Below are 13,539 nucleotides of genomic sequence, written 5' to 3'. Positions count from 1 at the left end.
GCAGAAAGCAAGCTGCTCAGCATGATGGCCAGATCATGCTGAGAACAAGGCAGCCTGCCGTTATGCTCTCTTATCTCTTTGAAAAGAATAGAATTCCAGTATAATGGACTTCTTTTGTTTCCGCAACTGCATGAATTCTACCGATTATCGTCTGAATTTTCAGTGATCAAAAGGAGGAAACCATGAATAAAAAAATCATGCTGCTGACTGCGGCCTTTGTCTTGACCATTCTTTTGTCTGCTTGCGGCAATAACGGTACGTCCGAAGCAAACGGAAAGGCCACCCTGACTCTCTATTCGACGATGAGCAACAGCGGGGAAAGAAAAGCATTTGAAGAAGTGATTCGTGAGTTTGAAAAAGAGCATCCACATATTCGAATCGATGTCAACTTCCCAGGCAACAGCTATGAAGATATGATCCGCGTCAAAATGGGGGCAAACGATATGCCGGATCTGTTTGACACACATGGCTGGGCCAAACTGCGCTACAGAGAGTATGTGGCTGATTTAAAAGAGATGGATTGGGTCAAACAGCTTGATCCTTCACTCGATCAGATTTTAAAGGACCAAGCTGGCAAAGTATACGCGTATCCGCTGAATCAAGCAAAAGACGGGCTTAGCTTTAATGCCAATCTATTAAAGGACTATGACATTGAAGTCCCTAGAACACTTGATGAACTAAAATCCGCTTTGCTGACAGTTAAAGAAAAGAGCAAAGGAGAGGTTGTGCCGCTCTGGATACCAGGAGGAGATAACTCAAATATCGCCCAAGTCTTTGATGAACTAGCCACACCTTTATTAATCACCGATCCAAAACATCAATACGGAAAAGAACTTGAAAACGGATCATTTGATTGGTCTCACTATACACCGCTTGCACAGTTCATGAAGGAGCTGAAGGATCAAGACCTTTTAAACAAAGATGTCCTGACAGCGAAACTATCTCAAGCACCTGAACTGATGGCACAAAACAAAATAGCCTTCACCTTTGTCGGAGGATCATTAGGACCTGAAGCGTCTGAACTCAATCAATCGATCAAAGTAGGAACGATGCCTGTTCCTGCCATTCATGAAGGAGATGAGCAAAGCTGGATTGGGGGAGAACGGTTTACTGTCGCTGCCTGGAAGGACTCCAAGCATCTAAAAGAAGCAAAACAATTCATCGATTTTCTCGCAAAGCCTGAAAATGCGGAAAAAATCGCAGAAGGCACATCCTCTGAAGCAGCCTTAACGCATGTAAAAGCGAAAAACTATTACTCTACGTTTTACGATCAATACGAACAGGTGAAGATTGAACCTTACTTCGATCGAAAATACTTACCAAGCGGAATGTGGGCTGTCATGGCAACGACGGGTCAAGAATTATTAGCAGGCTCCATCACACCAGAACAATTATCGAAGAAGATGGAAGAGGAATATAAGCGTCTGAAAAAACAATAGCAGGCCCATGCTGAAACAGGAGTGAAGCCAATGAATGACATCACAAAAGCAAAGCAGCCAGCCGCATTTACCTCTTTACCAAAACAAAAGATGCAAAAAAGCCGGAATTCATCACTTTGGTGGATGTACATGCCAGCTGTACTCGTCGTCAGTACCTTTATCATTTATCCTTTTTTGAACGGCATTCAGCTATCTTTTACGAATTGGAACGGGTTCTCACAAACTTATGAATGGATTGGGCTTGATCAATATAAACGTCTGCTTCAAGACCCAACGACATGGCTTGTTGTCAAAAACACGCTTCTCTACGGAATTGGGAGTACAATCTTACAAAATATCATTGGACTTGGATATGCTCTCTTATTAAACCAAAGTTTAAAGATGAGAGGCATCACAAGGACGGTGATCTATCTACCTGTCATGATCAGTCCGATTGCCATGGGCTATATTTGGTATTTTGTGTTTGCTTACCAAGGCGGTGCCTTAAACGATGTGGTGACGTTTTTTGGATTTGACCAAATGAATGCGCTTGGCAATCCGCAATTAAACACATGGATCATTGTGCTTGTCAACACCTATCAATTCGTCGGAATTGCGATGATCATTTATTTAGCAGGCCTTCAAAGTATTCCTAAGGATTATTATGAGGCGGCACAATTAGACGGCGCAGCAAGCCTCCAGCAATTCAGACGGATCACATTGCCGCTGCTTATGCCGTCTATCACCATTAATGTTGTGCTGAATGTCATTGGCGGGCTCAAGCTCTTTGATGTCATTGTGGCACTAACAGGCGGCGGACCTGGAGATTCCTCGCAATCGATGTCGACCTTTATGTATGATCTGTATTTCAAACGTCAGGATGCAGGCTATGCAGCAACGCAAGGAGTCTTCATGGCGGTCATCATCATTGTCATTAGTGTCGCAGCACTGATTTATTTCAAACGAAAGGAGACCGAGGTGTGATGGATAACGCCTTTAAACGCAAAAAGAGATGGTACACCTTCCTCGCACTTTTGGTGACATTGCTTCACCTCATTCCATTTTATATCTTGGTGACGACATCATTAAAGGGGATAGGAGATTTCAGTTCAAAATGGCTGTTTCCGAAAGCGCTCCATCTTGAAAACTTTCGCACGGCATGGACAGAGGCTCAGCTTGGCCAGTCCTTTTTGAATACAGTGATGATTACGTTCAGCTCCGCTGTATTACTCATCATACTTGGATCTCTTGCAGCCTATCCGCTCGCAAGAAGAAACACAAAGCTAAATAAAGCAGTTTATGTTTTATTCATCACCATTATGGTCATTCCACCGCTCACAGCCCTTGTCCCGCTCTATCAAATGGTCGTTCAAATCGGGATGATGAACACCTATCAAATCGCTATTTTAAATAATGTCGCTGCTTTTTTGCCGCTAACCATTTTCTTATACGCAGGCTTTATCCGGTCGACCATTCCAAAGGAGCTTGAAGAAGCAGCCCGTATTGATGGAGCGGGGACACTCAGAGTTTTTTTCACTGTCGTTTTTCCTCTTCTGAAGCCCATTACCGCTTCTGTTTTAATCATTGCCTGTGTGTATATTTGGAACGACTATCAATTTGCCATCTTCTTTTTGCAAGATAAAGAGATGCATACACTCACAGTCGCCTTATCCCATTTTTTTGGTCAAAATCAGCATCAGCTCCAGCTCGTTGGTGCCGCTGCGCTCATTGCGATGCTGCCAATGGTTACGATGTTTTTACTGTTGCAAAAATATTTTATCGCAGGGCTTTCACAAGGCTCTGTCAAAGGGTAGTTCAATATGGATGTAAAAAGGAGAGTCGTCAATGTCTAAAATTACATTTATCGGTGCAGGGAGTACCGTGTTTGCTAAAAATATATTAGGAGATTGTTTGTTCGTCCCTGCACTTAGCGGCTTTGAATTCGCATTATATGATATCGACCACAACCGGCTGAATGAATCAGACACGATGCTTCGGCATTTAAAAGAGAACTACGGTGCAAATGTGACCATTAAGCCCTATCACAACCGAAAAGAAGCCTTAAAGGATGCGAAATATGTCATCAATGCCATCCAGGTTGGAGGCTATCGGCCAAGCACTGTAATTGATTTTGAGATTCCGAAAAAATACGGATTAAGACAAACGATTGCGGATACGGTTGGCATCGGCGGCATCTTCCGCTTCCTTCGAACAATTCCTGTGATGCTTGATTTTGCAAAGGAGATGGAAGAGGTTTGCCCAAATGCTTTATTATTAAATTACACAAATCCAATGGCCACACTGACAGGTGCGATGCTGCGCTATACACCGATTCAAACGGTGGGTCTTTGTCATAGTGTGCAGGTGTGTACAAAGGATCTATTTGAATCACTTGAAATGGATCATGAAGGCATTGAAGAAAAAATTGCCGGCATCAACCATATGGCATGGTTATTAGAGGTGAAACGGGACGGAAAAGATTTGTACCCAGACATCAAAAAAAGAGCAAAAGAAAAGCAGCAAGCGCGGCACCATGATATGGTACGTTTTGAGCTGATGGATAAATTCGGCTACTATGTCACAGAATCCTCAGAGCACAATGCCGAATACCATCCTTATTTTATCAAATCACGCTATCCAGAACTGATCGGTCAATTTAACATTCCTCTCGATGAATACCCGAGACGCTGCGAGGAACAAATCAACAACTGGAATACAATGAAGCATGACCTTGTGGGCAATACACAGATCACACATACTCGCTCAAAAGAATATGGTTCTCGTATCATTGAAGCGATTGAAACGAACGTTCCCTTTAAATTTGGCGGGAATGTGCTGAACACAGGAGGACTCATTCACAATCTGCCTGAAAAAGCGTGTGTCGAAGTACCATGTGTTGCAGATCGCAGCGGCATCATACCTTGCTATGTCGGAGAGATCCCTGAACAATTGGCTGGACTCAACCGGACCAATATCAGCTCACAGCTCATGACAATCGAAGCAGCAATTAGCGGCAAAAAAGAGCACATTTATCAAGCGGCATTACTTGATCCACACACAAGCGCTGAACTATCCATTGATGACATCATCAAATTATGCGATGAACTCATTGAAGCACATGGTGAGATGCTCCCGCATTTTGCAGAACCGAATCAATATGCTGCATCAACTAAATAAAAGAAAAGAACCAGCCTCTACCTGATGCAACGCGCATCAGGTTTTTCTTATGTTGCAAAAAGAGGATTGACTGAAAGCGTTTTTAATATTATGATTTTTCTACAGTTACCCAATAGTTGATCAAAAATACACCATGAATAAATCACATTCCGGAATCATTTCTCACAAACAAATCGATGGGCGGCAACCTTTCACACTTTAGAGCAAGCTCTTTATCACAACGTAAACCAAAACGACAATTACATTTGACAAAGAGTGTATACAGATGGGCGCCCGTTAGATGAGACAATGACAACCATACACATCCTATAAGCATGACATTCTTTCATAAAAAGGAGAGAGGGAACATGACCAAAACAGATGTACAAATGTTGAAAAATTATATTGGCGGACAATGGATTGAGGCAGAAACAAGTCAAACAGAGGCAGTATATAACCCAGCTACTGGCGAGATCATCGCAGAAGTGCCGCTTTCAACAAAAAAGGATGTCGAACGTGCGGTACAGGCAGCACAAGAAGCATTTACCACTTGGTCGAAAACTCCAGTTCCCCGCCGTGCACGCATTTTATTTAAATACCAGCAGTTACTCGTTGAGAATTGGGATGAGCTGGCTGAACTCGTAACGATTGAAAACGGAAAAAGCATAACAGAGGCAAAAGGAGAAGTGCAGCGCGGGATTGAATGTGTGGAATTTGCCGCTGGTGCACCCACCTTAATGATGGGAAAACAATTACCAGATATCGCATCTGGACTCGAATCTGGCATGTACCGCTATCCGATTGGTGTCATTGGCGGCATTACGCCATTTAACTTTCCGATGATGGTCCCGTGCTGGATGTTCCCGCTTGCCATTGCCTGCGGAAATACATTTGTTTTAAAACCTTCAGAACGAACGCCCATTCTTGCCGCGCGGTTAGCCGAGCTATTTGAAGAAGCAGGTCTTCCAAAAGGTGTTCTCAACATCGTCAATGGGGCTCACGATGTCGTCAACGGTCTGCTTGAACATCAAAAGGTCAAAGCCATTTCATTTGTCGGCTCTCAGCCAGTCGCAGAATACGTCTATAAAAAAGGCACAGAGCATGGCAAACGTGTCCAAGCACTTGCAGGTGCAAAGAATCACTCCATTGTCCTCAAAGATGCAGATTTAGATGCGGCAACGAAACAAATCATTGGTGCTGCCTTTGGATCAGCGGGAGAGCGCTGCATGGCCGCGGCCGTTGTCGCGGTGGAAGAAGAAGTGGCAGATGAGTTCATTCAAAAATTAGTTGATGAATCGAACGAGCTCGTCATTGGAAATGGAATAAATGAAGATGTCTTTCTTGGTCCAGTCATTCGAAAGGAACATAAAGAACGAACGCTTCAATATATCCAGTCAGGGATTGAAGAAGGAGCAAGCCTCATTCGTGATGGTAGGAATGACCTTGAAACAAATGGAAAAGGGTATTTCGTTGGACCGACGATTTTTGACCATGTCACAAATCAAATGAAAATTTGGCAGGACGAGATTTTCGCCCCAGTCTTATCAATTGTCCGTGTCTCTTCACTAACAGAAGCGATCGACCTGTCCAATCAATCAAAATTTGCGAACGGTGCCTGCCTTTACACGGACAGCGCATCAAGCATCAGAGAATTTCGCGAAAACATCGAAGCAGGTATGCTCGGCGTAAATATCGGTGTGCCCGCACCAATGGCATTTTTCCCGTTTTCCGGCTGGAAGGATTCTTTCTACGGGGACTTACATGCGAACGGAACAGACGGAGTAGAGTTTTACACAAGAAAGAAAATGGTGACCGCTCGTTATATGTAATCTACATTCATTGAATAAGAAGAAAAAATGCAGTTCCAAAGTGGAGGACTGTATTTTTTTATTGTCTCCTAGTCAAAAAGTAAGGGTTTTCATGATGGTTTTAGCAGTGATTTTCCCTAGAAATCATCCTTTGTATTCATTCTTCATCAGCTCATATCAACATAATTTGAAATTGGGCGTAAACCCCAATATTAGGAAGATGAAAACAGGAGGAAAATGACACGATGAGGAAGAGGATGAAGTGCGGTGTAGGTTTTTTGATTCTTGCTTTGGTGCTGAGCTGTATACCGGTATATGATGCGAGTGCAGCAAGTACCCCCATTGCAAAACGAGTAGGAAATGCAAATCCACTCATAGACCATCACTTGGGGGCGGATCCGTTTGCGCTCACCTATAACGGCAGAGTGTACATTTATATGTCGAGTGATGACTATGAATATCACAGCAATGGAACGATTAAGGATAATTCTTTTGCGAATTTGAATAGGGTCTTTGTCATCTCTTCGGCGGATATGGTGAACTGGACAGATCACGGAGCGATTCCAGTAGCTGGCGCAAATGGGGCCAATGGCGGGAGAGGGATTGCCAAATGGGCAGGCGCTTCCTGGGCTCCATCCGCTGCGGTGAAAAAGATCAATGGGAAGGATAAATTTTTCCTTTATTTTGCTAACAGCGGCGGAGGGATTGGCGTCTTGACAGCAGACAGCCCGATTGGACCTTGGAAAGATCCTATCGGGAAAGCGCTCGTCACACCAAATACTCCAGGGATGTCCGGTGTTGTATGGCTTTTTGATCCAGCTGTATTTGTAGATGATGACGGGACCGGTTATCTATATGCCGGAGGAGGCGTTCCAGGCGGTTCAAATCCAACACAGGGACAATGGGCCAATCCTAAAACAGCAAGAGTTCTGAAACTAGGGCCTGACATGACAAGTGTGGTCGGTAGTGCATCAACCATTGATGCTCCTTTTATGTTTGAAGATTCGGGTATGCATAAGTATAACGGTACCTATTACTATTCTTATTGCATCAATTTTGGCGGCTCCCACCCAGGCGATAAACCACCTGGTGAGATCGGTTATATGACGAGCTCAAATCCTATGGGCCCCTTTACGTATAAAGGGCATTTCTTGAAAAATCCAGGTGCATTTTTCGGCGGCGGCGGTAACAACCATCATGCTGTGTTCCATTTTAAAAACGAGTGGTATGTCGTGTATCACACGCAAACGGTGAGCTCTGCCTTATATGGAGCAGGGAAAGGCTACAGATCTCCACACATTAATAAGCTTGTGCATAATGCTGACGGCTCCCTTCGAGAGGTCGCAGCCAATTTTGAAGGCGTTAAACAGCTTTCCAACCTGAATCCTTATCAACGGGTAGAAGCTGAAACATTCGCTTGGAATGGACGCATTTTAACAGAGGCCTCCTCAGCACCAGGTGGACCAGTCAATAACCAGCATGTCACAAACATTCAAAACGGTGATTGGGTGGCTGTCAGTAATGTCGATTTCGGATCGAGCGGTGCCAGAACCTTTAAAGCCAATGTAGCATCCGCTTCAGGCGGACAAATAGAAGTACGTCTTGGCAGTCCAGACGGCAGAATTGCCGGAACACTCAATGTCCCTTCCACAGGCGGAAACTGGCGAGAAATAGAAACGGCAGTGAACGGAGCAGCAGGAGTGCACAACGTATTTTTTGTCTTCAAAGGAAATGGTGCCAACCTATTCCAATTTGATTCCTGGCAGTTTACTCAAAGGTAAACAAAATCAGATGCTGCGGCATCGATCACTGGTTGATGGGAGAGTGGGAAAATTTGATGTCCATAATCAAAAAACCAATTTGTACTTTATTCATCTGCTGCACTATGCTGTCTGTCATGTTCATAGGGCCTGGGGTAACTGAGGTTTCAGCAGCAAGTGATGCGAATATTAATGTCAATGCGGAAAGACAAGTGATTCGCGGCTTTGGCGGAATGAACCACCCGGCTTGGATTGGTGATTTAACCGCCCCTCAAAGGGAAACCGCCTTTGGCAATGGGCAGAATCAATTAGGATTCTCCATTCTACGAATTAATGTAGACGAGAACAGAAATAATTGGCACAGAGAAGTTGCTACCGCCAAAAGAGCAATAGATCATGGCGCTTTAGTGATCGCTTCGCCTTGGAATCCTCCAAGCCATATGGTGGAGACTTTCAACCGTAATGGTGCGTCTGCAAAGCGGTTGAGATACAATCAATACGCCGCCTATGCTCAGCATCTGAATGATTTTGTGACATACATGAAAAATAATGGTGTCAACCTCTATGCCATTTCTGTACAAAACGAGCCTGATTATGCACACGAATGGACATGGTGGACGCCTCAGGAAATCCTGCGATTCATGAGAGAAAATGCCGGCTCCATTAATGCACGCGTGATTGCACCAGAATCTTTTCAATACCTTAAAAATATATCAGATCCTATCTTAAACGATCCGCAGGCGCTTAGAAATATGGACATTCTCGGTGCCCATCTGTATGGAACCCAGATCAGCCAGCTTCCGTATCCTCTTTTTAAACAAAAAGGAGCGGGGAAAGAGCTGTGGATGACAGAGGTATATTACCCGAATAGTGATAACAATTCAGCGGACCGCTGGCCTGAGGCATTAGGGGTGTCAGAGCATATTCACCATTCGATGGTGGAAGGTGATTTTCAGGCGTATGTTTGGTGGTACATCCGCAGATCATACGGTCCTATGAAGGAAGATGGAATGATTAGCAAACGTGGCTACAACATGGCGCATTTCTCCAAGTTTGTGCGTCCAGGGTACGTCAGAATTGATGCAACGAAAAGCCCTGAACCGAATGTTTTCGTCTCAGCCTATAAAGGGGACAATAAGGTCGTCATTGTAGCGATTAATAAAAACAATACAGGCGTCAATCAACACTTTGTCATGCAAAATGGAACCGCTTCACAAGCGTCAAGATGGATTACGAGTAGTAACAGCAACCTTCAGCCTGGAACTGACTTAAATATATCAGGTAATCAATTTTGGGCTCATCTCCCGGCTCAAAGTGTGACAACATTTGTGGTCAAACGATAAAAAAACACCAAAAGCCAATTTTCTCATTAAAAAAGAAAATTGGCTTTTTTCTGTGCAAATAGAAAGTTGATTTTTCACGATGTCTACACTTTGGGTATAATAATAACAATGACTTCAGGAGAGTGATCATAATGCCAAAGCTTCAAAGCAAAGTATTGATTATAGATGACGAAAAAGAAATTTTGGAATTACTCCATACAGTATTAACAAGAGAAGGCATTGACCGGGTGATAACAGCTTCAACTGCCCGTGATGGGCTCACGCAATTCCATCAAGAACATCCCGATCTCGTCATACTGGATATTATGCTGCCAGACGGTGAAGGCTATGATATTTGCAGACAAATTAGAGAGACCTCCCATGTTCCGATTATCTTTTTATCAGCAAAGGGAGAGGAATCAGACAAAATTGTAGGACTTGCCATTGGCGGCGATGATTACATTACAAAACCTTTCAGCCCAAAGGAAGTCGCCTACCGGGTAAAAGCCCAGCTGAGACGGTCATCATACTTACAGCCTTCTCAAGCAGATCCCGTGATCAAAAAAGGGCCATTTGAGTTAAACGAGCAGCAAGCCGAATTGACGAAAAACGGAGCGGCAATTGAGCTCACACCGAAAGAACTTATGCTGATGACCTATTTCTTGCAGCACCCAAATCGAGTGATCAGTAAAGAAACGCTTTATCAAACTGTTTGGGGAGAAGATTTCTTCGGTTCTGACAATACGGTGATGGTTCATATACGAAGACTTCGGGAGAAAATAGAGAATTCCCCATCTACACCAGAATTTCTCGTGACGGTCAAAGGGCTTGGCTATAAATTTGTTGTAAAGGATGCGTAAGGATGAAATGGCGATTAACAGGCAGATATATGGTCTCTGTCATTATCGTGACCATTATCACGGTTTTTATTAACTTATTTGGATTCATCATTTTGCTTGTACTACAAGCAAGCAGCCAGCAAAACGAAGGAAATACGCCCGAAACCTTCACAAGAACATTTGAACAATACATCACCTTGTCCGGTCAAGATGTCACTGTGAGCAAAGAAGGACAGCAAGCCTTAAAACAACAAAATGCGTGGATTCAAATATTAGATGAAAATGGACAAGACGTCTATCATGTACAAGCACCTAAAGGCTTAAAGAGCAAATATACACCTATAGAAATCGTGAATTTACATAAATATAAAGATAAACAATTGCTATCAACCATTTATGTCGGCGAAAAAAAAGGAAAGGGCAGGGAATACAGCTACTTTATCGGATTTAAGGACCCTTCCATCGGAAAATATTTATTCTCGTTCGACACGAAGGACTTAGTGGCGAGATTCAATATCGGGACGATGATTTTATTATCGATTGACGCCATCATTGCCTTACTTATGGGGTACTTATTCAGCCGGCAGCTCATCAAACCGCTCGACCGTGCCATTCATGGAATCCAGCGGCTCACAAACGGAGATTATACGACAAAGCTGCCAACTAAGGGAATATATAAAGATGTCTTCTATAATGTCAATCACTTATCAGAGCAGCTCGCTTCAAGCCAAAAAGAAAAAGACAAATTAGAGCAAATGCGGGAAGAGTGGATCAGTCATATTTCTCATGATATTAAAACACCATTATCCTCTATTCAAGGCTATGCAGAAATCATCAAAGATCCAAATTATCCTCTTTCAGATCAAGACATCAGACATTATGCCAGCATCATAGAGAATAAATCACTGTACATCAAAGATGTCATGGAGGATCTAAATTTAACAACAAGGCTGAAAAATAACGACGTGATGCTGCATAAAGAGCTAGTGAACATTGTGCCGTTGCTGCGGGAAACGTTAATTGATATCCTAAACGATTCGAGATATGCAGAACAGACGATTGAGCTGCAAACGAATGTAGACAAGCTCATGCTAAATATTGATACGATCCTCATACGAAGAGCGGTCACCAATCTCATTTTAAATGCCCTTGTTCACAATGATTCTGATGTGAAAATCATTGTACAGCTGGAACAAAAAGAAAATACCCACATCACGATTAAAGATAATGGCAAAGGAATCGAAGAGGCAGAGCTAGAAAAAGTGTTTGACCGCTACTATAGAGGGACGAATACAGGAGGGACACATGCAGGCTCTGGTCTCGGGATGGCCATTGCAAAGGATATTATCCAAAAGCACGGCGGGGATATCACGATACGCAGTATGATAGGGGAAGGAACAACGATTGATATCCAATTACCCGCATGAATGGACATACAAAAAAACGGTTCTGATCAATCACAGAACCGTTTTTCCCATCTATTATTCTGAAAACACTTTAATGCCTTTGACAATGTTCCAAATGAAGAAGTAGATCGCCACAAGGAATGTCACAGCATACGTTGCAATTAAGAACGGACCAGCATGTCTGATATCGTTCATGCCAAGTAAACCTGAACCAAGGATGCCAATGCCAAAAATCAAATAAGGAATAAAATGTGTCCATAGCGATTTTTTCGCATGATATTTCACTTCGTCCTTCCCTAACAAATAGACGATAATCGGAAACAAAAATGGCGCAAAAAAGATACTGAAGTAACATAATGAAGACAAAATTTTATTTTCTCTCAAACCTTTTCACCTCTATGATTGATTTAGAAGGGAGGAGAATCATTCGACTCATCCCTCACTTCCTTACAAACCCATTGTACAACCTCAACCTTAACTTGTATTAATCCGAACCTTACAGCAACCTTAAAAATGTTAAAAGATCGAACGCTACATGAAAGATAAAGGAAATACAAGTTATGGAACTGCTGAGTCAAGACATAGAACCTGATACTTTAAGAAGGATTGTACATCACAAACACGAAGAAATTAAAAAGAAAATTAAACGCTTCCGTCAAATTCAAGACCTTTTATCTAACTTGTTAAAGACCTCTGATAAAGAAATACAAGTCTACCTCGAATCATTTCGTGTGATACATCAGGATGAACAATAAAACAATTGACTTAAAGGAGAGAAAACAAATGAGTGTGGAAATAGTTAATGGAGAACGTTCTGAAGAAAGTATTCAATTTGAAAAATTATTCGCTTCCCAAAGTAATAAAGAGAGTTTTTCTAGTATTGAAAACACAAAAAAATTTCTTGATCAAAAAGGAATAGAAAATACGAAGCCTTATGCCATTGGGGATGATGTGAAGTTAATTAGTGAGATAAAAGAGCAGACATTCGAAGGCATACAAGTTTTCACTTTGAATGACCAAACGTCACAAAAACAAAAAGTCATTCTATATATACATGGCGGCGCTTGGACAAATCAGCCTTTGAATTTCCATTGGTGGTTCATGGATAAGATGGCGCAATCACTCAATGCGAAAGTGGTGGCTCCTATTTATCCAAAAGTGCCTCATTATAGCTGCCAGGATACCTATCTGAAAATCCTAAACCTATATAAAGACCTTCTGAAAACTGTTGAAAGTGCCAATCAATTGACGATCATGGGAGATTCAGCTGGCGGGAATATCTCACTTGGTCTGGCGCACCTTTTAAAGAAGGAAGGTCTGCCGCAGCCGAAGGATATTATTTTATTATCTGCATGTGTTGACATGAGCTTAAGCAATCCTCTAATGTTTGAATATGCAAAAAAGGACCCGATTCTAGGTCCTGAAGGAATGGAAGTCATTGCAAAGATTTGGACAGCTGATAAAAATGTAACTGACCCATTGATCAGTCCCATTTACGGTGACTTTAAAGGACTTGGGAAGATTACTCATTTTATTGGAACACATGATATGTTATATCCAGATGCCATAAAGCTTGATGAAAAACTAACAGAACAAGGAATTGACATAAAAACCTTTGTTTATCCTGAAATGCTTCATGTATTTGTTGTCATGCCAATCCCTGAGGCACAAGATGCTCAGGAGAAAATCATTCAGGTAATCAATCGTTAGGGGTTGAGTTCACACAAAAAGATGCAGAATGATTTGATTGAAATAGTCGAAAGTTTAGTGAATGGGCTGCTTACTTGAAAGCAGCCTTTTTCAATTCAACATGAAATACATTCAGATTGT

General features: G+C 42.4%; 12 protein-coding genes. 11 read left to right on the top strand and 1 reads right to left on the bottom strand.

Going from position 1 to position 13,539, the window contains the following annotated elements; all coding sequences use genetic code 11:
• The first annotated feature begins 182 nt into the window (after positions 1-182).
• From MHH26_RS06795 to MHH26_RS06755, 9 genes are all read left to right on the top strand, one after another.
• Complete coding sequence (locus MHH26_RS06795) at positions 183-1,439, top strand: ABC transporter substrate-binding protein (RefSeq protein WP_340972815.1); 1,257 nt, start codon at positions 183-185, stop codon at positions 1,437-1,439.
• Positions 1,440-1,469: 30 nt separating this feature from the next.
• Complete coding sequence (locus tag MHH26_RS06790) at positions 1,470-2,402, top strand: carbohydrate ABC transporter permease (RefSeq protein ID WP_307499702.1); 933 nt, start codon at positions 1,470-1,472, stop codon at positions 2,400-2,402.
• Positions 2,402-3,232, top strand: coding sequence for a carbohydrate ABC transporter permease (locus MHH26_RS06785; RefSeq protein WP_340972813.1), 831 nt, complete (start codon positions 2,402-2,404; stop codon positions 3,230-3,232). Before MHH26_RS06790 ends, MHH26_RS06785 begins: the two co-directional genes overlap by 1 nt.
• A gap of 31 nt (positions 3,233-3,263) precedes the next feature.
• Positions 3,264-4,595, top strand: coding sequence for an alpha-glucosidase/alpha-galactosidase (locus MHH26_RS06780; protein WP_334749313.1), 1,332 nt, complete (start codon positions 3,264-3,266; stop codon positions 4,593-4,595).
• Between the two features lie 347 nt (positions 4,596-4,942).
• Positions 4,943-6,403: a CoA-acylating methylmalonate-semialdehyde dehydrogenase gene (locus tag MHH26_RS06775; RefSeq protein ID WP_340972812.1), complete on the top strand. Its 1,461-nt coding sequence runs from the start codon at positions 4,943-4,945 to the stop codon at positions 6,401-6,403.
• Between the two features lie 224 nt (positions 6,404-6,627).
• A complete protein-coding gene (locus MHH26_RS06770) occupies positions 6,628-8,163 on the top strand; it encodes a glycoside hydrolase family 43 protein (protein WP_427847061.1) in 1,536 nt (511 codons plus the stop codon).
• A 53-nt stretch (positions 8,164-8,216) separates the two neighbouring features.
• The gene (locus MHH26_RS06765) at positions 8,217-9,485 is read left to right on the top strand and encodes a glucuronoxylanase (RefSeq protein WP_340972811.1); all 1,269 of its coding nucleotides are present in this window, start codon (positions 8,217-8,219) and stop codon (positions 9,483-9,485) included.
• A 131-nt stretch (positions 9,486-9,616) separates the two neighbouring features.
• Positions 9,617-10,324 (top strand): response regulator transcription factor, encoded by a 708-nt coding sequence (locus tag MHH26_RS06760; protein ID WP_340972809.1) that lies wholly within the window; start codon positions 9,617-9,619, stop codon positions 10,322-10,324.
• Positions 10,325-10,326: 2 nt separating this feature from the next.
• A complete protein-coding gene (locus tag MHH26_RS06755; RefSeq protein ID WP_340972807.1) occupies positions 10,327-11,730 on the top strand; it encodes a sensor histidine kinase in 1,404 nt (467 codons plus the stop codon).
• A gap of 54 nt (positions 11,731-11,784) precedes the next feature.
• Here MHH26_RS06755 and MHH26_RS06750 read toward each other — a convergent pair whose 3' ends face one another.
• Complete coding sequence (locus tag MHH26_RS06750) at positions 11,785-12,093, bottom strand: DUF4870 domain-containing protein (RefSeq protein WP_307499696.1); 309 nt, start codon at positions 12,091-12,093, stop codon at positions 11,785-11,787.
• 176 nt (positions 12,094-12,269) lie between these two features.
• Here MHH26_RS06750 and MHH26_RS06745 point away from each other — a divergent pair, with 176 nt between their 5' ends.
• Both MHH26_RS06745 and MHH26_RS06740 read left to right on the top strand, forming a co-directional pair.
• Positions 12,270-12,464, top strand: a complete 195-nt coding sequence (locus MHH26_RS06745) for a hypothetical protein (RefSeq protein ID WP_334749308.1) — start codon at positions 12,270-12,272, stop codon at positions 12,462-12,464.
• 28 nt (positions 12,465-12,492) lie between these two features.
• Entirely contained in the window at positions 12,493-13,419 is a 927-nt protein-coding gene (locus MHH26_RS06740) for an alpha/beta hydrolase (protein WP_334749306.1), read from the top strand.
• Positions 13,420-13,539 lie beyond the last annotated feature (120 nt).

Origin of the sequence: Bacillus sp. FSL K6-2839, from assembly GCF_038003365.1 — a bacterium.
Classification (GTDB): Bacteria; Bacillota; Bacilli; order Bacillales; family Bacillaceae; genus Bacillus.
The sequence above is the reverse complement of the archived record's forward strand: the minus strand, read 5'-3'. Positions and strand labels throughout refer to the sequence as shown.